Annotated in this window: 18 protein-coding genes and 1 riboswitch; of the genes, 8 read left to right on the top strand and 10 right to left on the bottom strand. The window is 61.0% G+C overall.

The window, feature by feature from the left end; all coding sequences use genetic code 11:
* Positions 1-4: 4 nt before the first annotated feature.
* The 8 genes from thiS to G5380_RS10545 all read right to left on the bottom strand — a co-directional run bounded on the left by thiS (position 5) and on the right by G5380_RS10545 (position 8,474).
* Positions 5-211 carry a sulfur carrier protein ThiS gene (gene thiS, locus G5380_RS10510; protein WP_069555221.1) on the bottom strand — a complete coding sequence of 69 codons (207 nt, stop codon included), beginning with the start codon at positions 209-211 and terminating at the stop codon, positions 5-7.
* Entirely contained in the window at positions 208-984 is a 777-nt protein-coding gene (locus tag G5380_RS10515; protein WP_421352723.1) for a HesA/MoeB/ThiF family protein, read from the bottom strand. Before G5380_RS10515 ends, thiS begins: the two co-directional genes overlap by 4 nt.
* Complete coding sequence (thiE, locus tag G5380_RS10520) at positions 974-2,581, bottom strand: thiamine phosphate synthase (protein WP_421352724.1); 1,608 nt, start codon at positions 2,579-2,581, stop codon at positions 974-976. The genes G5380_RS10515 and thiE overlap by 11 nt, the downstream gene beginning before the upstream one ends.
* Positions 2,578-4,569 (bottom strand): phosphomethylpyrimidine synthase ThiC, encoded by a 1,992-nt coding sequence (gene thiC / locus G5380_RS10525; protein WP_159158074.1) that lies wholly within the window; start codon positions 4,567-4,569, stop codon positions 2,578-2,580. The genes thiE and thiC overlap by 4 nt, the downstream gene beginning before the upstream one ends.
* Positions 4,570-4,848: 279 nt before the next feature.
* Positions 4,849-4,961, bottom strand: a riboswitch (TPP riboswitch).
* A gap of 77 nt (positions 4,962-5,038) precedes the next feature.
* Positions 5,039-5,554 carry a MerR family transcriptional regulator gene (locus G5380_RS10530; protein ID WP_005342946.1) on the bottom strand — a complete coding sequence of 172 codons (516 nt, stop codon included), beginning with the start codon at positions 5,552-5,554 and terminating at the stop codon, positions 5,039-5,041.
* Between the two features lie 201 nt (positions 5,555-5,755).
* Entirely contained in the window at positions 5,756-7,219 is a 1,464-nt protein-coding gene (gene aerA / locus G5380_RS10535; RefSeq protein ID WP_421352754.1) for an aerolysin AerA, read from the bottom strand.
* A gap of 260 nt (positions 7,220-7,479) precedes the next feature.
* Positions 7,480-7,965 (bottom strand): hypothetical protein, encoded by a 486-nt coding sequence (locus G5380_RS10540; protein WP_421352725.1) that lies wholly within the window; start codon positions 7,963-7,965, stop codon positions 7,480-7,482.
* A gap of 86 nt (positions 7,966-8,051) precedes the next feature.
* The gene (locus G5380_RS10545; protein WP_236294153.1) at positions 8,052-8,474 is read right to left on the bottom strand and encodes a hypothetical protein; all 423 of its coding nucleotides are present in this window, start codon (positions 8,472-8,474) and stop codon (positions 8,052-8,054) included.
* A gap of 88 nt (positions 8,475-8,562) precedes the next feature.
* On the opposite strand from G5380_RS10545, the gene G5380_RS10550 reads away from it, so the two are divergent.
* Together G5380_RS10550 and G5380_RS10555 are read left to right on the top strand one after the other, a co-directional pair.
* The gene (locus G5380_RS10550) at positions 8,563-9,231 is read left to right on the top strand and encodes a response regulator transcription factor (RefSeq protein ID WP_236294152.1); all 669 of its coding nucleotides are present in this window, start codon (positions 8,563-8,565) and stop codon (positions 9,229-9,231) included.
* Positions 9,228-10,472, top strand: coding sequence for a sensor histidine kinase (locus tag G5380_RS10555; protein ID WP_107682220.1), 1,245 nt, complete (start codon positions 9,228-9,230; stop codon positions 10,470-10,472). Before G5380_RS10550 ends, G5380_RS10555 begins: the two co-directional genes overlap by 4 nt.
* A gap of 95 nt (positions 10,473-10,567) precedes the next feature.
* Here G5380_RS10555 and rimK read toward each other — a convergent pair whose 3' ends face one another.
* Positions 10,568-11,464, bottom strand: coding sequence for a 30S ribosomal protein S6--L-glutamate ligase (gene rimK, locus G5380_RS10560; RefSeq protein WP_005340088.1), 897 nt, complete (start codon positions 11,462-11,464; stop codon positions 10,568-10,570).
* Between the two features lie 231 nt (positions 11,465-11,695).
* Positions 11,696-15,391 carry a methionine synthase gene (gene metH / locus G5380_RS10565; protein ID WP_421352755.1) on the bottom strand — a complete coding sequence of 1,232 codons (3,696 nt, stop codon included), beginning with the start codon at positions 15,389-15,391 and terminating at the stop codon, positions 11,696-11,698.
* Positions 15,392-15,607: 216 nt separating this feature from the next.
* On the opposite strand from metH, the gene G5380_RS10570 reads away from it, so the two are divergent.
* From G5380_RS10570 to melR, 6 genes are all read left to right on the top strand, one after another.
* Complete coding sequence (locus G5380_RS10570) at positions 15,608-16,885, top strand: cation:proton antiporter (protein WP_108612739.1); 1,278 nt, start codon at positions 15,608-15,610, stop codon at positions 16,883-16,885.
* A gap of 505 nt (positions 16,886-17,390) precedes the next feature.
* The gene (locus G5380_RS10575) at positions 17,391-17,567 is read left to right on the top strand and encodes a hypothetical protein (RefSeq protein WP_005340085.1); all 177 of its coding nucleotides are present in this window, start codon (positions 17,391-17,393) and stop codon (positions 17,565-17,567) included.
* Between the two features lie 270 nt (positions 17,568-17,837).
* Positions 17,838-18,860 (top strand): LacI family DNA-binding transcriptional regulator, encoded by a 1,023-nt coding sequence (locus G5380_RS10580; RefSeq protein ID WP_236346307.1) that lies wholly within the window; start codon positions 17,838-17,840, stop codon positions 18,858-18,860.
* A 114-nt stretch (positions 18,861-18,974) separates the two neighbouring features.
* Complete coding sequence (gene nhaC, locus G5380_RS10585) at positions 18,975-20,438, top strand: Na+/H+ antiporter NhaC (protein ID WP_421332687.1); 1,464 nt, start codon at positions 18,975-18,977, stop codon at positions 20,436-20,438.
* Position 20,439: 1 nt separating this feature from the next.
* Positions 20,440-21,621 (top strand): MalY/PatB family protein, encoded by a 1,182-nt coding sequence (locus G5380_RS10590; RefSeq protein WP_216952771.1) that lies wholly within the window; start codon positions 20,440-20,442, stop codon positions 21,619-21,621.
* Positions 21,622-21,814: 193 nt separating this feature from the next.
* A complete protein-coding gene (melR, locus tag G5380_RS10595) occupies positions 21,815-22,735 on the top strand; it encodes a transcriptional regulator MelR (protein WP_421352726.1) in 921 nt (306 codons plus the stop codon).
* Positions 22,736-22,785 lie beyond the last annotated feature (50 nt).

Raw genomic sequence — 22,785 nt, forward strand, 5'->3', positions numbered from 1 at the left:
TCAGTCAGCCTCCCGCAATGGCGGTGAAGAGGTGAAGTTCATCCCCGTCATTGAGACGGGTCTCGGCCCAGCGGCCTCGGGGCAGCACGGCGCCGTTGAGGGCTACCGCCACCCCCTGTGGATTAACGTCTTGCGCCGCCAGCAGATCGGCCACGCTCTGCCCTGCCGTAAGCGGCTGGGCTTTATCGTTGAGTCGAATGGTCAAGGTCATGGGGTGATCTCCTTATCGTGTGTCGGGCATCGTCGCTGCCCGCAGACCGGGCAATCGGGATCGGGGGCCAGAGTGAGGGTTTGCCACTGATGGCTCAGGGCATCGAAACGGCGCAGGGTGCCGGCGACCTGGCTCGGCATCCCGAGCAGCAGTTTCAGTGCCTCCAGCGCCTGCAAAGAGCCCATCACTCCGACCAGCGGGCCGGTGACGCCGCTGGTCTCGCAGCTCTGGCTCACCTTGGTATCCAGCGGATAGAGGCAGGCATAGCAGGCGTGCTCCGTGCTGGTGCGCGCCATCAGCTGCCCCTGCCAACCCACCGCGGCGGCGGAGAGCCAGGGCTTGCCCTGAGCCACGCAGGCGACGTTGATGGCCTGGCGGGTGGCGAGGTTGTCACAGCAGTCGATCACCAGATCAACCTCGGCCACAAACTCCGGCAGGCTGGCGGCATCGAGCCGCTGGTTGATGGCAATCAGCTCCACCAGCGGGTTGTGGGCGGCCAAGCGTTCGCGGGCCAGCTCCGCCTTGGAGTGGTTGACCGCCTCACTATCGAACAGGATCTGGCGCGGCAAGTTGCTGGAATCCACCGTATCACCATCGGCCAACCACAAGGTACCCACCCCGGCCCCCGCCAGATAGAGGGCGAGCGGTGAGCCAAGCCCGCCCAAGCCCACGATCAGCACGGATTTATCCTTGAGCCGTGCCTGACCGGCCTCCCCCACTTCCGCCAGCATCAGTTGGCGACCGTATCTGAGGTATTCCGCATCAGAGAGCATGTTCAGCCTCCCGTATAACGGTGGCCGAGCGCGGCTCATCCCCCGCCCCCACGGCGGCGAGCAGCCGCTCGGTCGCCCCCTGCCAGTCGTCGCTGGCAGTGATGGCCGAAACCAGCGCGATACTGCCGACTCCGCTTGCCTTGACCGCCGCCACTCGCTCCTCGCTGATGCCGCCGATGGCCACCGTCGGCCAGTCGCACATCAGGGCGCGGTAGCGATGCAGCCGCACCAGCCCCTGCGGACGGGAGGGCATCGCCTTGGTGTTGGTCGGGAAGATATGCCCCAACGCGATATAGGAGGGGGCCAGCTCGCGCGCACGCATCAGCTCGAAGTAGCCGTGGGTGGAGATGCCAAGACGCAGCCCGGCCGCCTGAATGGCGGCGAGATCCGCCGTATCCATATCCTCCTGCCCCAGGTGCACGCCCCAAGCCCCCGCCTCGATGGCCTGCTGCCAGTAGTCGTTGATAAAAAGCCGCGCCCCATAACGGCGACCAAGCTCAACCGCATCGCGAATGGCCGGTGCTACCTGAGCGGCGGGCAGATCCTTGATCCGCAGCTGGATGGTCTTGACCCCCTGCCCCAGCAGGCGGCGCAACCACTTGACCGAATCGACCACAGGATAGAGGCCGAGGTTGTGTTCGGTCGGCGCAAAGGGGCCCTGCGGCAGGCGGGCGCTGCTTGTCTCATAAAGTCCGAAACGACGGTCGAGGGCAGACCCTGCCAGCACGGCACGGGGGAAGTGGGCAAGATCGGCTGGCCAGCCAAGATGGGCGATGGGGCCCGGGCCTGCCCCCACTCCCTGCGCCGCCGCCAGCCCCTGTTGCAGGTAAGCACGAGCGAGGGTGATGGCGTCCTCTACCGGATAATCCTGCGCCACCACGGCGGCGATGGCGCTGGCGTAACAGCAGCCGGTGCCGTGGCCGTGGCGGGTATTCAGGCGCGGCGCCGCCAGCCAGAATTCGCGGGTCTCATCCTGGTAGTAGTCGAGGCAGAGATCGCCGCTCCACTCCAGATGGCCCCCCTTGACCAGCACGGCGCGGGCGCCGAGTTCGCGCAGGCGGCGGGCGGCGAGGCGCACCAGTTCGGGGCTGCTGACCGGCAGTCCGGTCAGGGCTTCCAATTCGGGGCCGTTGGGGGTGATGAGCGACAGACGTGGCAACAGCTGCTCGCGCACCGCCGCCAGCATATTGGGCTCCGCCATCGGGGTGCCGGTGCTGGCAATGGCCACCGGGTCGTAGACCACGAAGGGGGCCGGGGTAGCCGCCAGTCGGCGGGCCAGCACCTCCACATGGAGCCGGGTCGGCAGCAGGCCGATCTTGATGGCGGCAGGCGGCAGATCGACGCCGAGGGCGTCGATCTGGGCGGTGAAGGTCTGCATCAGCACAGGGTCGACCATCTTAACCGCCACCGAGTTCTGGGCGGTAATGGCGGAGATGACCGAGCAGCCGTGGACGCCGAGGTCGTGCAATGTGTGCAAGTCGGCCTGAATGCCGGCGCCGCCGCCGGAGTCTGAACCGGCGATGGTCCAGACCACAGGTAGCGAGTCCGTCACAGGCAGCAGATCGGCGGGGCTGACAGCCCCGCTTGCACTGCTCACGCCTCCTCCCCTGCAGCCTGTTTCAGCGCCGCCGCCTGATGGTAGATCTCGCCGCCGGTCTCCTTGAAGGTTTCGGCCATGCGGGCCATGCCGCTCTCCACCTGAGCCACCACCTGCTCCTGCTGGCCATCCATACCGACCAGCTTGATCTCAACGGCCTCCAGCTTTGCTGCGTAGTCACGCACGTCCTGAGTGATCTTCATGGAGCAGAACTTGGGCCCGCACATGGAGCAGAAGTGAGCCACCTTGCCGGACTCCTGCGGCAGGGTCTCGTCGTGGTAGGCGCGAGCGGTGTCGGGGTCGAGGGCCAGATTGAACTGATCCTCCCAGCGAAACTCGAAGCGCGCCTTGGACATGGCGTTGTCGCGGATCTGGGCCCCCGGATGACCCTTGGCCAGATCGGCGGCGTGGGCGGCAATCTTGTAGGTGATCAGCCCCTGCTTCACATCCTCCTTGTTGGGCAGCCCCAGATGCTCCTTGGGGGTGACGTAGCAGAGCATGGCGCAGCCGTACCAGCCGATAAGCGCGGCGCCGATGCCGGAGGTGAAGTGATCGTAACCCGGCGCGATATCGGTGGTGAGCGGGCCCAGGGTGTAGAAAGGCGCCTCGTGGCAGTGCTCCAGCTGCTCGGTCATGTTGCGCTCGATCATGTGCATCGGCACATGACCCGGCCCCTCGATCATCACCTGTACGTCGTACTCCCACGCAATTTTGGTCAGCTCGCCCAGGGTGCGCAGCTCGGCGAACTGAGCCTCGTCGTTGGCGTCATAGACTGAGCCCGGACGCAGACCGTCGCCCAGCGACAGCGCCACGTCATAAGCGGCGCAGATCTCGCAAATTTCTCGGAAGTGCTGGTAGAGGAAGTTCTCCTTGTGGTGGGAGAGGCACCACTTGGCCATGATGCTGCCGCCGCGCGACACGATGCCGGTGAGGCGTTTGGCGGTCATCGGCACAAAGCGCAGCAGGACGCCAGCGTGGATGGTGAAATAGTCCACCCCCTGCTCGGCCTGCTCCAGCAGGGTGTCGCGGAACAGCTCCCAGGTGAGGTCTTCGGCGATGCCGTTGGTTTTCTCCAGCGCCTGATAGATGGGCACTGTACCGATGGGCACCGGGCTGTTGCGCAGGATCCACTCGCGGGTCTCGTGGATATAGCGGCCGGTGGAGAGATCCATCACTGTGTCCGCGCCCCAGCGGGTCGACCAGACCAGCTTCTCCACCTCCTCTTCGATGCTGGAGGTGACCGCCGAGTTGCCGATGTTGGCGTTGATCTTCACCAGAAAATTGCGGCCGATGATCATCGGCTCCGCTTCCGGGTGGTTGATGTTGCTGGGGATAATGGCGCGACCGGCGGCCACCTCATCACGGACAAATTCGGGGGTGATATTTTCCGGCAGGCGGGCACCGAAATCGCGGCCCGGATGCTGGGTACGCAGGAGCTCTGAGCGCACCCGCTCGCGACCCATGTTCTCGCGAATGGCGATAAATTCCATCTCGGGAGTAACGATACCGGCACGGGCGTAGTGGAGCTGGGTGACCCGGCGGCCCGGCTTGGCGCGGCGCGGTTTCGGCAGATGCTCGAAGCGCAGGTGATCCAGCCCCTCATCGGCCAGCCGCTCCTGAGTGAAGGTAGAGCTGAGTCCCGGCAGTTCGTCGGTATCATCGCGCTCCAGCACCCAGTTTTCCCGCAGGCGCGGCAGACCGCGGCGCACATCGATGGCGACCCCCTCCTCCCCGTAACGGCCCGAGGTGTCGTAGACCGGCACCGGCTCGTTGGGCTCGAATTGGGGATTTTCTTTGGTGCCGCCGACGAAGGTATCGGCCAGCTGGATCTCCCGCAGGGGTACCCGGATATCGGCGCGGGAGCCTTCGATAAAGATGCGGCGGGAGTTGGGGTGAGCCATCCCCTTGAGGCTGTCGATAAAGGCCTGAGCGCTGGAGCGCTGCTCGCGGCGGCTGGATTTGGTGGTATCAGATACGGAAGTAGACATAGCAAAACTCACATTAACTGGTTGAAGTTATGGGTATTTGCTTGTCTGGAGTTCGAGGAGAAGATGAACTTGCGGCGGGGTGTTTATCTCGGGAGGGAGTGCGTGCGGGATGGATCTCCGCGCCGCTGTTCTGCCACTTCCAGCTATCTGCACATTGTGGGCAAGGCGCCCCACGTGCTGGACAACCGGACGGGACAGACTCCCTCCTGTGCGCCCTGACCCATCAGGGTTACCCCTTCGATGAGCGGAAGAGGCTTGTTCCTCCCCCGGCGCGGTAACCCGCAAGTTACCCTTGTTCCCTTCGCAGGTTTTAACCTGATCAGGTTCCACGGATCCCGAATTAACGGTCTCAGCTTCGCGTCGTTCGACGGTCAGCACTCCGACAAGATGGCGCCAGTATAAGGGGGAAAATCCAAAGCACAAGCCGTTAACAATATGGGGGCAACGGCTGGTGCAGTGGTCAGACGGGTTACTCCCCGCGCGACCAGGTGCGGATGGCGGCGATCTCCGCGGCGGGGATCTGCAGGGATTCGAGGAATTCCTGATGGGCCTGTGGCTCCATCTTCTCGAACTGGATATGCCAGTTGCGCATCATCTCTTCGGTCATGCCTGCGGCCTGCATGATGGCAACCCAGCGTGCCTTGTCTACCATGGGGATCTCCTCGTGTGTCTGTTGGCGATAGAGGATGATGGCCCGCTGTTGCCGCCTCAGCTCGGCGATCTCCTGCTCCAGTCGCAGCAGGTGACCATCGAGGCAGGAGTGGCTCTCCTGCCTCGCTGCCAGCAGGGTGCCGATCTCTTCGAGCGGCAGTCCCATGGCGCGAAAGCTGGCGATCTGCCGCCCCCGTTCCAGCTCGGCCTCGCCATAGCGGCGATAGCCGTTCTCCCCGCGCAGGGCGGGCAGCAGTAAACCGAGACGTTCGTAATAGAGCAGGGTGGTGCGGCTCAGGCCCAGTTCTCTGGCCAGCCGGGTAATCGTCAACATAGGGGTTCCTTCATCCAACGGGCTGAGGATAAACCCGCCTATTGTAGACGGGTCAACACCTTCGCAGGAGTGACCACCAGGATCAGGAGCCACGGGCAGTAACAGTGAGTGATATGAGAAGTGGGGTAGATAGGCAATCCGGAGAGGGATCCATGGCCGGCAGGTGATGCAGGCCCCCATGAAAGGGGCCTGCGAGTGAGGTTATTGAACCGGTGCTATGGTCAGGGATACGTTGCCAAACCCTTCGCTGGCAAGGGCCTCGCTGTCCAGATCCACACCGGTCAGAGCCACACCTTCAGCAGAGGAGTTACGCAACTGCGCAGCCTTCGCGGAACGGGTCTGGGGCTGACCAATCTCGATATCACCGGCAAACTGGCTCTCGGCATAGAAGTCACCGGTCACTGCCGAACGGATCGGGCGCAGCACACGGCCCAGGTTATTCTGCATGGTCGACAAGCCATACTCGCTGATGGTCCAGTTCCAGTCCCACCACTTCACTTCACCCGGGATATAACGCTTGTCCCACTGGTAACGGATGCTGCTCGCCTTGTCGCGGAACGGGCCGACGGCAAAGGTGTGCTCCCAGGTCGGACGATTCTCCGGATGGGTATACCAGGCATTGCCGCCCCAACGCAGGAAGCCCTTCATGGTCAGGTCATAATTGACCTCGGCCTTGAACTCGTAGGGGTAGGAGATGTTGGACTTGTAGAGGGCAACCCGCACCGGCAGGCTGGAGTGAGGCGGCACCGTGGGACGCGCTTCAACCGAGACGGTCTCGGTGGTCGAGCCCCCGTGTTGGGAAGCCCAGCTCTGGCTCGCCGCAATCTCGATGGCAAGCTCGGTCTCCCCCACCAGCGGCCACTGGAACTTGTTCTTGGTGGTCACCTTCTCGCTCAGGCTGTAGGTGTCGGTCTTCGACCAGTTGGTGGCCTTGTCGTACTTCAGGGTCACCACCACCTGCTGGGGAAGGTCGGTGTAGTTGGTCGCATTGGCCGTGATGGTCTTGACCAGCTGCTTGCCACTCTCGGTAACCTGACCGTGGCTAAACGAGTCAGGTTCCAGAGTATATGAGAAGTTGCTCACCGTGATGGAGCTCTTCTCTCCACAGCGATATCCGGAGCAGCCGCCGTCATTATTTCCCTTTATCAGCCAGGTATCGCCAACCCGGGTAACGTCCATATCTTCCCCGACATAGGGGCTATGATTCCCCCCCACCCAGGCATATCCCAAATAATGGGCGAGATAACTGGCCGGCTTGATAAAATAATCATTGTCATGGACAAGCCGCCATTGCACATCGACTTCATCTCCCGCCGGAATATTCCAGACAGAGAGTGTTGGTATTTCTCCGGAAACCGGTGAGTTGGGATAGCACCAGGTTTCTCCGGCAGTGCCCTGTTTGATTTCGCCATTATATCCCGGCCCCATAATCACCCAGCGATCCGCCAGCCCGGTGATCTGCCACTGCCCCATGCGGCTGACCAGATTACCCTTGATACTCATGGCTTCATCGCGGGTCAGAGGACGATAACCACTGGCACAGACGCCCGTGCCAAGACCCGCCCACTTGACCTGATCAGGGTAGACAGGTTCAGCCGCCTGCACCTGAGCGAGCATCAATGAAGATGCCAAAAACGCCAGATTGGCGGTAATTATTCTATTCATCATTTATCCCTCTTTCAGACATACGATAATTGTTATTGTGTAGAAATATCCTTTTTCATTTGACAGGGATGAACTCCGACAAAACCTGACACAAGCGAAATAAACCACCAAAAAACATCCATGACAAACAAAATAATGGTGGTATAAGAAAATAATTAGAGTGATGACTTTATTGAGGAATAAATCATAAATATTGTGGCAGCCATTATTTAATGGCTGCCACAATATGGTGAAACCATATTAAATAAGAAGATACTGAATTACTCTTCCGGATTGATCACTTCAATTCCCTGCAATATTCCATTCGCCGAACGGATCAATACCAGCTCGCTCCCGGCATGCAGATCGGCGGCCGAACCGTTGATCCAGCGCACCAGCGGATTGAGTGGCACAGTGCCCAGGGTGGCCAACGTGAGCTGCCGGTCATCGAAGGATTGCAGGCGATCTTGCGCCCGCTGCCAGGGCTGATTGGCCAGCGGGGCTCTGGCGGCCAGCAGCTCAATCCGGGTGGCAACGCCATCGGCCACCAGCAGGGCGAGCTGGTCGCCGGGTTTGAGTGGCTGCGGCCAAATCTCCCCCTGCCGCCAGATGGCGGCACTGCCCTGCTCCACCTCGGCCCCCTGAAATTGCAGGCGGATGCCGTCGCTGTGCTCCAGCTCCACCAGCCACAATTCGTCGGCTCCCGCCTGCGCCGCCCAGAGCGGCACACCCAGCATCCATGCACACCACTTTCTCGATTGTTCCATCTTCGTTCGTCCCTGAACAAAAAGCCCATGCTGGACAAGCATGGGCTTCATTCGGGAGCATTTCTAATCGGAACGCAGAGATCGGATCAGTCATCCTCGCGGCAACGGCTCAGGCGCATGCCGTCAAACTTGCACTCCAGCTCCAGCCAGCGCCCTTCGAACGGCGCCAGACTGTTATCCGAGGTGGTGTAGCCCCAGATCCGCCCCCCTTCGACCGGCCCCTCCAGATCCATCTCGTCCTTGTCATCTTCGTCGAGGGCTTCGACCTTGCGCACATAGCGCACGCCGTTCTCCACCACCCCCTTCATCTCGACCCAGGTACCGCCGAGATCATCCTCGTTGAGCCAATCCTTGAAGCGGGTCTGGTCGTCGATCACGAACGGCATGCCGTTGACCATCAACTGGCCAAGCTGCCAGGTGGTGCGGCCGGTCAGTTTGAATTCGGTCGCCTGTACGGTGCCAAGTGGCAACAAGATCAGCAACAGGAAGGCGCAGAGAGACTTCTTCATCAGGGATCCTCGGGGTTACACTGGCAAACAGGATGCCGAATCCGGTGTGAAAAGAGCGTGAAACGCTCGCCAACCAGGAGAGCAAAGCATGAAGATTTTGGTAGTGGAAGACAATCCTCAGGTGGCGGAAACCATCATGGATTATCTGGAGCTGGCCGGTCACCGCCTCGATTGTGCCTATCACGGTCAGGCGGCGCTACAACTGCTGGAGGATCAGCGTTTCGACGTCATCATCATGGATGTGATGATGCCGCGCCTCGATGGCCTCAGCACAGTGGCGCGCCTGCGCGAGCAGGGGATTGCCACTCCCGTGCTGTTTCTCACCGCCCGCGACAGCCTGGAAGACAAGCTGGCGGGCTTCAAGGCGGGAGGGGATGACTATCTGGTCAAGCCGTTCGCCATGGAGGAGCTGGAGGTACGGCTGCAAGCTCTGAGTCTGCGTGGCCCGCGCGGCGATGTGGGGGCCATCAGCTTTGGCGATCTGACGGTCGATACCGCCAGCGGTCAGGCGACTCGTGCCGGCGTTCCCCTCAAGCTCGGCAAGATCCCGTTCCGGATCCTCGCCCTGCTGGCCCGCCGCGCCCCCGCCATCGTCAGCCGTCAGGAGGTGCTCGACACCGTCTGGGGGGATGAGGAGCCCGACTCCGATGCCCTGCGCAGCCATATCTACGCCCTGCGCAACGCGCTCGACAAACCCTTCCCCACTCCCATGCTGGAGACCCTGCACGGCCAGGGCTACCGACTGGTGAGCGCATGAGCCTGCCGAGCCTGCGCCGCCGCCTGATCATGGCGCTCGGCGGCGCCGGGGTGGTGCTGCTGATCCTGCTCTCTGGCCTGATGCTGGTGGCCGAGGACAAGATGGAGGAGCTGAGCCTGCGCCACTGGCTGGAAGCCGAAGTGACCCGCTACAGCGATGACTGGCTGCGACTCGGCCCGGCTGCGGCGGCTCCGAGCCCCAGACAGTTCTCCAGCTACTGGACCGAGGCGGGCCGCTTGCCGAAATGGCTGAAGCCCTACCAGACTCCCGGCTTTTTCGAGCATCAGCTGGGCAAGGAGGACAAACACTTTCTGGTGGCCCGTCACCCCTCCGGTGAGGGACTGCTCTATCTGGTGTTCAATGACGACGCCGATGACTACCTCGACCCCTACGAGGACAAGCTGCATCTGGCCACCCGACTGATCGGGGTGACCCTGCTGCTCGCCTGCCTCGGCTTCGGCATCTGGCTGGTACGCCATATCACAGGGCCGCTGCAACGGCTGCAACAGAGGGTCGCCCACCTCACCCCGGATCAGGCTGATTTCGAACCCGACGCCCCCTGGCAGGAGCTGCGGGATATCGAGCTGGCACTGTTGGCCGGTAAACAGGAGGTGAGCGCGGTATTCGCCCGCGAGCAGGAGTTCAGTCGCTTCGCCAGCCACGAGCTGCGCACCCCCAACATGGTGATCCAGGGCTCGGCCGCCCTGCTCGGCAAGGTGACGGATCTGCCCGCGCCAGCTGCCCGCGCCACCACCCGCATCCGCGCCGCCGCCGACGAGATGGCGCTGCTCACCGAGACCTTCCTGCTGCTGGGCCGCAAGGAGGCAGTGGAGCGACCGCTGCAGCAGGTGACCCCGCTGATCCGTCAGGAGCTGGCCCGCCTCGCTCCGCTGTTGCAGCGGGAGGCCCTCGATATCCGGCTTAATCTGGATGAGAGCAGCGAAGTAAACGCCCCCCTCTCCCTGCTCGCCATCGCCCTCGGCAACCTGCTGAAAAATGCCCTGAGCTATGCCGAGGGACATATCGACATCGAGCTGTGTGGCCCGGTGCTCACCATCAGCAACCCGACGGCGGCGGCGCCGGATCAGATCCTCGGCTACGGCTGCGGCCTCACCATCATCCAGCGCATCTGCGAGAAGCTGGGCTGGCAAATCGACACCCGGCTGGAGGATGGTGTATTTAGCGCCCGATTGGCGATGATCACTGCCGAACAGTTCCCTCTCCCTTTGGGAGAGGGTTAGGGTGAGGGCGCAGTGGCACCGCCAACCCACCAGCCAGATAGCAACAAGGCGCCCGAGGGCGCCCTGTTGCTATCTGACAGATGCAAGCCTGAGGCTCACTCCGCCGGTTTGTTCTTGCGGCTCGCCTTGAGTTCGAGGAACTCGATGATCTTGCCAGCCACATCCTTGCCGGAGGCGGCTTCCACCCCTTGCAGGCCGGGGGAGGAGTTGACCTCCAGCACCAGCGGGCCACGGGCGCTACGCAGGATATCCACCCCCGCTACATCCAGCCCCATGATCTTGGCGGCCTGCACCGCGGTGGCTCGCTCTTCCGGGGTGATCTTGATCGCCTCGGCGGTGCCGCCACGGTGCAGGTTGGAGCGAAACTCCCCCGGCTGGGCCTGACGGCGCATGGCGGCAACCACCTTGCCGTTGACCACCAGACAGCGGATATCGGCGCCATTGGCCTCGCGAATATACTCCTGCACCAGAATGTTGTTGTTGGTCTGGATAAAGGCTTCGATCACGCTTTCGGCGGCCTTCTGAGTCTCGCAGAGCACCACACCAATCCCCTGGGTTCCCTCCAGCAGCTTCACCACCAGCGGCGCCCCACCCACCATGGTGATGAGGTCGGGCACGTCGTGGGTGCTGTGGGCATAGCCGGTGATGGGCAGGCCGATGCCGTGGCGGGAGAGCAGTTGCATCGCCCGCAGCTTATCGCGGGAACGGCTGATGGCCACCGAGCTGTTGAGGGCCATGGTGTTCATCATCTCGAACTGGCGCAGCACGGCGGTGCCGTAGGCGGTAATGCTGGCACCGATCCGCGGGATCACGGCGTCATAACTTCCCAGCTCCCCACCCTCGTAGTGAATGGAGGGGTTGTGGGAAGCGATATTCATATAGCAGCGCAGGGTGTCGAGCACCTCTACCTGATGACCGCGCGCCTGTGCCACCTCGACCAGACGGCGGGTGGAGTAGTTTTTCGGCTCACGGGATAAAATGGCGATCTTCATGACAATTCCGCTAGAAGGCTGTGCCTGGGCAGGATGGGGCGGGAGAGTATAAGGTGCCACAGCGCCAAGACAACGCCAATTGTTTATCCTGACAACAAGACAAACCACACCAAACCGCACGCTACCACATCACTGTGACCAACAGGTTAAACGGCGGCTCTGCGCAGATTGTTCAACCCGAGCAAGGATGCCGCCGTTTCTCGTTAAAGATCAACCGATGTCACGCGGGAGTCAGTTCAGGTTGGGCCCCAGCCAGCGCTCGGCCTCGGCCAGCGTCATCCCCTTGCGGGCGGCGTAATCTTCCACCTGATCTTGCTGGATCTGCGCCACCGCGAAGTATTTGCTCTCGGGGTGGGAGAAGTACCAGCCCGACACCGCCGCCCCCGGCCACATGGCGTAGGATTCGGTCAGCTGCATGCCGATAGCCTGCTCCACCTCCAGCAGTTCCCAGATGCTCCCCTTCTCGGTGTGCTCCGGGCAGGCCGGATAACCGGGGGCCGGGCGGATGCCCTGATAGTTTTCGCGGATCAGCTCCTCGTTGCTGAGGGCCTCGTCGGGAGCATAACCCCAATGAACCTTTCGCACCTGCTCGTGCAGATACTCGGCAAAGGCTTCGGCCAGACGGTCGCACACCGCCTGAATAAGGATGGCGTTGTAGTCATCGTGCTGCGCCTTGTAGGCCTTGGCGATGGCCTCCTCACCGATGCCGCCGGTCACCGCGAAGGCGCCGATCCAGTCGGGCTTGCCGCTCTCTTTCGGCGCCACATAGTCCGCCAGACAGTAGTTGGGGAAGCCCTGCTTCTCGCTCTGCTGGCGCAGGTGGTGCAGCACCTTGATGACCTCGGTGCGCGATTCGTCGCTGTAGACCTCGATGCTGTCCCCTACCGCGTTGGCGGGGAACAGACCGATCACCCCGGCGCAGCGCACGCTCTGATCCTTTTCCAGCTGATCCAGCATGGCGTTGGCATCGGCAAACAACCTGGTCGCCTCCTCGCCAATGATCTCGTCCTCAAGGATGCGTGGATACTTGCCCGCCAGCTCCCAGCTGAGGAAGAACGGCGTCCAGTCGATGTAGGGGCGCAGTACCGAAATGGCCACATCTTCGAACTTCTGCACCCCGAGCTCGCGGGGCTTGGGTGGCTGGTAGCCAACCCAATCCAGCTGATGCCGGTTGGCACGGGCATGGGCCAGACTGACCGGGCGGGAGCGCGGCTGCTTGCGGGCATGCTGATCCCGGGCGATCTCGTACTCCTTGTCGATGCGGGCGACAAACGCCTCCTTGAGATCCGGGCTGAGCAGGCTCTGGGCCACCCCCACCGCGCGGGAGGCGTTGGAGACATAGACCACAGGCTCCGAGTAGTTCTGCTCGATCTTCACCGCAGTGTGGGCCTTGGAGGTGGTGGCACCGCCGATCAAGAGCGGCAGCTTGAAGCCCTGACGCTCCATCTCCTTGGCCACGTGCACCATCTCGTCCAGCGACGGGGTGATGAGACCCGACAACCCGATGATATCGGCGCCGACCTCCCGCGCAGTCTTGAGAATGGTCTCGCAGGAGACCATGACCCCGAGGTCGACAATCTCGAAGTTGTTGCACTGCAGCACTACCCCGACGATGTTCTTGCCGATGTCGTGCACATCCCCCTTCACGGTCGCCAGCACGATTTTGCCGTTGCTGGAGCCACCCGACTTTTCTGCCTCGATATAGGGTTGCAGATAGGCCACCGCCCGCTTCATCACCCGCGCCGATTTCACCACCTGCGGCAGGAACATCTTGCCCGCGCCGAACAGGTCGCCGACCACGTTCATACCATCCATCAACGGCCCTTCGATGACGTGCAGCGGCTTCTCGGCGCCAGCGCGCGCCTCTTCGGTATCCTCTTCGATAAAGTCGGTGATCCCCTTGACCAGCGCGTGCTCCAGCCGCTTGCCCACCGGCCAGCTGCGCCACTCCTGATCCCGCGGATCCTCGGCCTGGGCACCGGCACCGCGATACTTCTCGGCGATGGCCAGCAGCTCCTCGGTGGCGTTGTCATTGAGGTTGAGCACCACCGCCTCGACCTTCTCTTTCAGCTCCGCCGGAATGTCTTCATAGATGGCGAGCTGACCGGCGTTGACGATCCCCATGTCCATGCCGTTCTTGATGGCGTGGTAGAGGAAGACGGCGTGAATGGCTTCGCGCACCGGCTCGTTGCCACGAAACGAAAACGAGACGTTGGAGACGCCGCCGGAGATCATGGCGTGGGGCAGGTGCGTCTTGATGTCCTTCACCGCCTCGATGAAGTCCACCGCGTAGTTGTTGTGTTCGTCGATGCCGGTCGCCACCGCGAAGATGTTGGGATCGAAGATAATGTCTTCCGGCGGGAAACCGACCTGATCCACCAGGATCCGGTAGGCACGCTGGCAGATCTCGAACTTGCGGGCGCGGGTGTCGGCCTGCCCCGCCTCATCGAACGCCATCACGATGACGGCGGCGCCGTAGCGGCGCAGCAGTTTCGCCTGCTGAATGAACTTCTCCTCCCCCTCTTTCATGGAGATGGAATTGACCACCGGCTTGCCCTGCACGCACTTGAGGCCCGCCTCCAGCACCTCCCACTTGGAGGAGTCGATCATCACCGGCACCCGGGCGATATCCGGCTCACCGGCGATGAGGTTGAGGAAGCGCACCATGGCCGCTTCGGCGTCCAGCATCCCCTCGTCCATATTGATGTCGATGATCTGGGCGCCGTTCTCTACCTGCTGCTTGGCAACATCGAGCGCCTCGTCGTAGAGCCCCTCCTTGATCAGCCGCTTGAACTTGGCCGAACCGGTAACGTTGGTGCGCTCACCCACGTTCACGAACATGGACTCGGGGGTGATGATAAGGGGCTCGAGACCTGACAGGCGGCAGGCCACCGCCAGCTCGGGCAGCACACGCGGCTTGATGCCCGCCACGGCGTCGGCCATGGCGCGGATATGAGTCGGGGTGGTGCCGCAGCAACCGCCGACCAGGTTGAGGAAGCCGCTCTGGGCCCACTCGCGGATATGCTCCGCCATCTCGACGGCATCGAGATCGTACTCGCCGAACGCATTGGGCAGACCGGCGTTGGGGTGGGCGCTGACGCAGGATTCGCTGATGCGAGACAGCTCCTCCACATACTGGCGAAGCTCGTCCGGCCCCAACGCACAGTTGAGGCCGAACGACACCGGTTTGACGTGACGCAGCGAGTGGTAGAAGGCTTCGGTGGTCTGGCCGGAGAGGGTTCGGCCGGAGGCATCGGTAATGGTGCCGGAGATCATCACCGGCAGGCTGTAGCCCAGCGCCTCGAACACCCCTTCCACCGCGAAGGCGGCGGCCTTGGCGTTGAGGGTATCGAAGATGGTCTCGATCAGAATGATGTCGGCGCCGCCCTCGATCAGGGCGTGGGTCGATTCGGTGTAGGCGGCCACCAGCTGGTCATAGGTGACGTTGCGCTTGCCGGGATCGTTCACATCCGGCGAGATAGAGGCGGTACGGTTGGTGGGGCCCAACACCCCGGCGACGAAACGCGGCTTGGCGGGATCTTTTGCCGTCCACTCGTCTGCCACGGCGCGGGCCAGACGGGCGGCTTCACGGTTGATCTCGGCGGAAAACTCTTCCATCTCGTAATCGGCCATGGCGATGCGAGTGGCGTTGAAGGTGTTGGTCTCGAGAATGTCGGCCCCGGCAGCGCAATACTGCTCGTGGATCTCGCGGATCACCGCCGGACGGGTCAGCACCAGCAGATCGTTGTTGCCCTTGATGTCGGTATGCCAGTCGGCAAACCGCTCACCCCGATAATCCGCCTCCCCCAGCTTGTAGCACTGGATCATGGTGCCCATGGCCCCGTCGATGATCAGGATCCGCTCCCTGAGGCAGGCTTCCAGCTTCTTTGTTACGTCCGACTGCTTGCTCGGCTCTCTGCTCGACATTTCGTTCGACACCGCGTGTTCCTCTTACATCCATGCAACTGCGTAAACAGCATCCTAACAGCAAACAAATAAAATGGAAATCTAGCCGTCTATCAGTCCAAATGCGCCACCATATACTCATTTATGGGTAATGAGTAACATAGGGCCCGAGAGTAACCTATGCCCGTCCTGCATAGGGATACGTGCTTGCTGTCTACCAACGAGAAAAAAATAACTATGAGCGTCTACTACACACTCTGTTTTCTGGCAGCGTTGGCGATTTTTATCGCCTTTGCCAACCAGTATGTTGTGAAGATCCAGACCACCATCGCCATCACTGCGGGCTCCATGCTGATCTCCGCACTGCTGGTGCTGTTTGGCAAACTGGGTTGGTTCAATCTGGAACCTCTTGCCGTCAAGACCATGGAGAGCATCGACTTCCAGAACTTCCTGCTGAAGGGGATTCTGGGCTTCCTGCTGTTCGCCGGTGGCCTTGGCATCAACCTCAAGGCGCTGCGTAGCCAGAAGTGGGAGATCACCATTCTCTCTATCGTGGCCACCCTGCTTTCGACCTTCCTCATCGGCTACGGCTTCTGGTTTATCGCCAAGCTGCTGGGCTGGGAGTTGCCGCTGGTCTACTGCATGCTGTTCGGCGCGCTGATCTCCCCCACTGACCCGATTGCCGTACTGGCCATCGTCAAGAAGATGAAAGCGCCACCCCAGATCGCCATCCAGATCGAAGGGGAATCCCTGTTCAACGACGGTGTTGGCCTCGTCATCTTCGCCACCGTGTTTGCCGTCGCCTTTGGCGGTGTCGAGCCCACCTTCGGTAGCGTAGCCGGTCTGTTCCTGCACGAAGCCCTCGGCGGCATCCTGTTCGGTGCCGTGCTGGGCCTCATCGCCCACGTGATGATCAGCGCCACCGACGACGGTTCATTGGAGCTGCTGTTGACCCTCTGCATCCCGACCGCCGGTTTTGCCTTTGCCAACATGATCGGCGTCTCCGGCGCACTGGCCATGGTGGTCACCGGCATCATGATCGGCAACTGGACCCGTCACTCCGGCTTCTCCGAGCAGAGCAGCCATCACCTGGACCACTTCTGGGAGTTGATGGACCAGTTCCTCAACGCCCTGCTGTTCCTGCTGATCGGTCTGGCGCTGGTACTGCTGGATCTCGCCTGGCGTGACTGGATCCTGCTGGTCATTGCGGTGCCGCTCTGCCTGGGCGCCCGCTTTATCAGCGTGTCGCTGCCCTATGTGGCTTTCCGCCGATTCCGCAATTACAACACCTTCTCGGTACGGATCCTCACCTGGGGTGGCCTGCGCGGTGGTCTGGCCATGGCGATGGCACTGGCACTCCCCTCCGGCGTCATGATGATCCCGGAACACGGCGTCGATCTGCGGGAGGTCATCCTGGTGATGACCTACTCGGTGGTGATGTTCTCCATCGTGGTGCAAGGCATGACCATCACCCCGATGATCACGGCTGCCAAAAAGGCCTGTGGCGACTACTGAGTCGGTCCACAGTGCTGATTGCAGAATGAGAGAGGGCTCCCGTCGGGAGCCCTCTTTTTATGACTGATAGCTGCGGATATTTGCTGCTGATAGCACCTTGATTACACAGAGGAAAAGCGTACTGACTTCAACATCGGCAAATTATTGTTTGCTTTTTATTCATTTCGAGGAGAGAATGCGCGTCGGCTAGTTAATCAGCCTGTTTATGTTTGCCCTGCAATGCTTCACCTCACGATGAATCCTGCCAGTACCCGCATAACCTTCTTCTGATTTACTCGCCTTGAGAACCGTCAGGCTGTCTGCCTGCGTTGCCCGGCTCTCACGGTGCAGACCCGATCTGCCCACCCAATTTGATTTATGCATCAGCATATTCCTTGAAAGTGCAGACGCCCCTTAACCGGGCTGGGTATTCCTGCGCGCTTGTCGTTCACCCAATCGACCGCGCCCATTGACCTGACATTTGCCAATACAAGGAGCAAACACCTAATTTATATAGAGAAATACCATGATGAAAGCAGTACAAACACACAAGCCCCTGCGTCGCAGCAAGCCCATCAACCTGCCTGTGCAAGAGCACGACAATGATGCGTTTCTGATCCAGTTCAGCACCCGCTTCAGCGGCGGTTTCGCCATCTCCTGTGATGGTATCGCTGGCGAGTTCTCCATCGAAGACCTCAACTGATCCTGCCTGCCCTCCGGCAGCGCCCGATGCAGACAGGCCGCAACTCACGGCGGCCTCTTTGCTTATCCCCCTCCGCCATCATCTGGTGATAGTACACCCCGCATCGTCTCTGCTCCTTCCCTTAGCCTCTTTATCTCATTCGCCTTGCAAACCACCAATGTGCCACTCCGATCACAAATCGCAGTAAAGCGAACCGCAAGAGGTAGCTGACATACCGAGTTGTCGTTATAAGAGAGCCCCTTATCTCCGGAGTATGAACAAGGCAATCAGATGGCCACCATCAGACAGGTCGCAACCCTCGCCAAGGTCTCGACGGCAACCGTCTCAAGAGTGATCAATAACTCTGCCCATGTTGAACCGGCGACCAGGGAACGGGTAGAGAAAGCAATGCGTGCGCTCGACTATCGACGCGACATGGCGGCAGTGGCTCTGGCAAAACGCAGCGGCAATATGCTCGGCCTGTTGACCGGCAATCTGGCCGATCCCTTCTTTGCCAGACTGGCCCGCGGAGTAGAAGCCATCAGCCGGCAGCACGGCTTTCGGTTGATGGTCTGTAGCGGGTCCCATCAAAGCGAGCAGGAGCAGTATGGGCTCGAGTTTCTGATCAATCAGGGCTGCGAAGCCATCGTTGCCCATACCACTCGCCTCTCTGACGAACTGCTGCTCCGTTACGCCTCACACATGCCAGCACTCATTCCCATCAATCGCTATCTGCCCGAGCTGGCTCACCGCAGTGTCTGGCTGGACAACCGGGCAGGCACCCGAGCCGCCGTCGACCATCTGGTGGCTCAAGGTCATCGCCGGATCGGCTTCATCACCTGTGATTTGCCCATCGCCGATCGGCAGCTCCGCCTGGAGGGATATGAGCAAGGAATGGCTCACTATCATCTGGCACTCAAACCACAGTGGGTTATCAGCCAGCCCTTTACCGAGGAGGGGGGCGAACAGGCGGCGGCGCGCTTGCTTGCTGAGTGCCCCGAGGTAACCGCCGTGCTCACTTTCAACGATGTGATGGCGGCAGGCATGATGTCGCACCTGAGAAAATGCGGGCGACGGATCCCTGAAGACCTGTCGATTATCGGGTTCGATGACATCATGCTGGCCCGCTACCTCTACCCGACACTGACCACTCTGCACTACCCCATTGAGACCATGGCCAAACGGGCTGCCGAGCTGGCCATCACCCGACTGCAACAGCAGGACCCGGGCCCGGAGATCCATGAGTTCACCCCTGCACTGGTCATTCGCGAGTCGGTTATCCCCCTGACGCAACCTCCCCTTCTGCGACCATGATCACGTTCCAGAACACCATGTAACCGGTTACATGGCTGGCGTGCAAGGCTCACATTTCCACCAGGCTGCTCGCCCCACAATGGCGCCATGTTCTGAAGCGATGGATCAACTGTGATGAAACAAGAGAGAAAGACCCTGACCCTGGGGCTTGCCACATTACCCATTCTGGTGATGCTGGGGCTCCTGATCGTTGGCTATGTTCTGATGGGATTGCGCATTGAGCCACTGCTCCTGCTGTCCGCCATCTTCACAGCACTGCTCGCCTGCTGGCAGGGATATAGCTGGGACGAGATCATCCAGTCCATCGTCCAGAAGCTGGCCAAGGCGATGCCGGTCATTCTGATCCTGGTCTGTGTGGGTGGATTGATTGGCAGCTGGATGTTCAGCGGCACCATCCCTTACATGGTCTATTGGGGGCTCAAGCTGATCAGCCCGCAATACATTCTCATTGCGGCCTTCTTCATCACCAGCCTGGTCTCGGTCTGTACCGGTACCTCCTGGGGCTCAGCAGGCACCGTCGGGGTAGCCCTGATGGGGGTTGCGCACGGTCTGGATGTTTCGCTGGCAGCGGCAGCCGGGGCCGTGGTGTCAGGCGCCTATTTCGGCGACAAGATCTCTCCTCTCTCCGATTCGACCAACTTCGCCGCCATTGTGGCCGATACCACCCTCTACGCCCATATCCAGCACCTGCTCTGGACCACGCTGCCCAGCTTCCTGCTGGCTGCCGGCGTCTTCTTCGTCGCCGGTTTTTCAGTCATCGGTGAAGAGGTGGCCACACCGGAGAAGGTCATCACCATCCTGTCCACACTGGAGCAGCTCTACCACTTCAATCCTCTCCTGCTGCTGCCCCCGCTGATTGTGCTGTGGGGGGCGATCGCCAAGAAGCCCACTATTCCCTTGATGCTGCTGGCCAGCGCCATCGCCATTATCCTCGGGATTACGTTGCAGGGATTGCCGCTACAGTCCGGTTTCAATGCCCTGATCGACGGCTTCAACCTCACCATGTTCACCCCGCTGGGTCATGACGTCAGCCAGCTGCTCCCCGATATCCCCCGCCTACTCAATCGCGGTGGCATGTTCTCGATGATGAGCACCATTCTGCTGGTCTTCTGCGCCTTCTCCTTTGCCGGTGTACTGACCCTGACGGGGGCGCTCGACCTCATCATCAATCGCCTGCTGACCCTTATTCACTCCACTGGCCAATTGATCGCCTCGACCATTGCCACCACCCTGCTGGTCACCGGTGCCACCAGTGACGGCAAGCTGGCCCTGCTCATCCCGGGCGAGCTGTTTCAGGACGCCTACCGTCGCATGGGGCTGGATACCAAGAACCTCTCCCGCACCATAGAGGATGCGGGCACCGTGATTGAGCCCCTGATCCCCTGGACGGCTGCTGGTGTCTATATGGCGGGCACCCTTGGCATCCCGACGCTCGATTACCTCCCCTGGGCCATCCAGTGCTATGCAGCCCTTTTCTTTGCCCTGGGCTACGGCTTTACCGGTATTGGCATCGCCCATGCAGACCGGAAAGAGGTGACAGGGGAGCCGCGGACCATGACAGTGGCGGAGGAGCGATAAGATGCCGGAGCACAACTTTGACCAAGTGATTGATCGCCACAATACCAACTCCATCAAGTGGGACTGTATGCCCCAGTACCTTGGCATCGACGGCAGCGATCTGCTACCCATGTGGGTATCCGATTTCGACTTTGCCTGTCCACCAACCGTGCAGCAGGCACTGCAACGGCGGGTCGCCCACGGCGTATTCGGATACAGCGAGCGACGGGATGACTACTTCAGCGCCATACAACAGTGGTTTGCCCGGCGCCATCAGATCACCATAGAACGGGAGTGGATCCACTCCGTCGAGGGGGTGATCCCCGGCATCTCGCTGCTACTGCAAATGCTGACACAACCCGCAGAAGGGATTGTTGTCCAGGGCCCCTGTTATGGTTCCTTTGCCAAGATCATCGCGCTGAACGAGCGACGACTGCTAGATAACCCGTTGCTGCGAAAAGGGAATCGCTACGAGATGGATCTGCCGCAGCTGGCACGTCTCTTCATGGTGGAGCGCCCCGCCATGATGATCCTCTGCAATCCCCACAACCCGACCGGCAGGAGCTGGACGTTCACCGAGCTCTATGAACTGGCGACCCTGTGCCAGCAGCACGGCGTGACGCTGGTATCAGACGAGATCTGGGCCGATCTGCAACTGGCTGGCCATCGGCACACCTCGGTGCTCTCCCTGCCGCCCCATTTGCTGCCCAACATGGTGGTGGCGACCTCTGCCAGCAAGAGCTTCGGTCTCTCCTCGCTGCGCATCTCCAACTTCATCATCCCGGATCCTGCGCTGCGCCAGCGCTTCAAACAGCGTCTCGATGCCCATGGTCTGGATGTATTCAATGCGCTCTCCATGGAGGCTGCCACTGCGGCCTATCAGCACGGCGAGGCATGGCTAAACGGGCTGCTCGCCTATCTGACAGATAATCGCCACTGGTTTGCCGAGCAGCTGGCAACCCGGTTGCCCCGTCTGCAACTGATGGAGGCCGATGCCACCTATCTGGCCTGGATCGATTGCCGCCAACTGGAGCTGGATGACGATGAGCTGAAACAGCGGCTTATCGAAGAGGCGAGAGTTGTCCCGTCGATGGGGATCGGCTTTGGCAAAGGGGGGCAGGGCTTTATTCGCCTCAATCTGGGCTGCCCGCGCAGCTATCTGGAACAAGCACTCACCGGACTGGAGCGGCTGGTGTCCAGATGACATCGCAGAGCAGGGGACAACAGGGGTAGAGCATGCAACTCCGCTGTCTCCTGCATACCCCAACTGTGAGTTCACCGGCAGTTTCCTGCTCTGGTGCACCACAAGATGCAATAACGGAACGACCGCCACAGGCAGAGACTCGGAATGGTGATACAAACAGGGTCTCTTCAATCCACCTGATAACGATGCCTGCATGATGACGAAGCTTGAACGCCCCTACTTTTCCAGCGTGCACGAGACCGATGAAGGGCTAAGCAGCCCCCTCTCGCTCTACTCCGTTTATGAGGCGATCGATGTGGAACTGCGGGCTCCCCACGAGATGGCCGGTTACCACTGGCATGGCCAGGTGGAAGTCAACATCCCGTTCGATGGTGATGTGGAGTACACCATGAATGGCCAATCCTTCACTCTGGCGGCAGGCCATGCAGGGTTGTTCTGGGCGGCCATCCCCCATCAGTTGACCCGTATCGGCCACTGCTCGCAGATGGGCCTCATCAATATACCGATCCATCTGTTTCTCTCCTGGCCCATCAATCGGGAGCTGCTGAATCAGGTCACCCATGGCGGCGTACTGCAGTCGCGATCAGCCATGCTGGTGAGCGAGTTTGAACTGACCCGCTGGGTCACGGAGAGCCGGATGGATGACCCTGGCCGTCAGCAACTGGTTGCCGACGAGATCTGCCTGATGTTGCGGCGCCTAGGGCTGGATGGCTGGAGCCGCCTGCTCGCCAACCACAGCAATCAGGGGACGACGACGGGTACCTCAAAACACTCCCAGTTCCATGTGCAGCAGATGCTCGAGTACATTGCCGCCCACCATGATGCCCCGCTCACCACCAGGGAGCTGGCCGATCATGTTGGGTTGCACCCCAACTACGCCATGGGGCTGTTTCAGAAGGTGATGCAGATGAGCATCAAGCAGTACGTCACCGCGATGCGGATCAACCATGCCAGAGCCCTGCTCAGCGATACCGACCGTACCATCCTCGATGTCGCACTGACGGCAGGTTTCAACTCCAGCAGCCGCTTCTATGAGACCTTCCAGCGTTATCTGGGGCTGACACCGAGTCGCTACCGCCAACTGAGTCGGGAACGGGCCAACTCTTCGCAGTAAATTCCCAAATAAAAAAGGGGCTCACGCCCCCTGACTCAATCTCTCCCCGC

The sequence above is a fragment of the Aeromonas sp. 604443 genome (assembly GCF_049170315.1).
Classification (GTDB): domain Bacteria; phylum Pseudomonadota; class Gammaproteobacteria; order Enterobacterales; family Aeromonadaceae; genus Aeromonas; species Aeromonas veronii_A.